This is a genomic window from Gordonibacter sp. (genome assembly GCF_036667095.1).
Lineage (GTDB): Bacteria > Actinomycetota > Coriobacteriia > Coriobacteriales > Eggerthellaceae > Gordonibacter.
The window spans coordinates 918-1292 of sequence record NZ_JAVWUP010000121.1 but is presented as its reverse complement, the minus strand read 5'-3'; the positions used below and the strand labels follow the sequence as shown (position 1 = coordinate 1292).

Below are 375 nucleotides of genomic sequence, written 5' to 3'. Positions count from 1 at the left end.
CGCCGGCGTTCAGACCCGCGCCGGCTCCGCAGCATAGCGTCTTCTCGCGGATGGTGTCCTCGGGCATCTCGTAGAAGTTGTTGCACACCTTGTTGATGATGTAGCGCGGCTCCTCCAGGATGCCCATACCTCGCGCCGTGTTGCACGAGTCGTGGAACGTCACCGTCAAATGGTCGTTGCGGCTCTTATCGAGCTTCAGCTTGTCGTGGTACAGCAGGTCGGCCGTGAACTCGGCGATGTGCACCATCTTTGTGGAGGCGGCGTTCTCGAAAACGGTTCCCGTGACGGGCGAGACGGGCTGCTCCAGGAAATCGGCTGGTTCGTTCCATGTTCCCATGTACTGGTTCACCACGCGCCACATATGGCCGCATTCGC

1 protein-coding gene is annotated in these 375 nt (G+C 60.5%); it reads right to left on the bottom strand.

Annotated elements, in window-relative coordinates:
* The coding region (locus RR842_RS10130; RefSeq protein WP_332729670.1) for a (Fe-S)-binding protein at window positions 1-375 on the bottom strand (375 nt) is incomplete at both ends.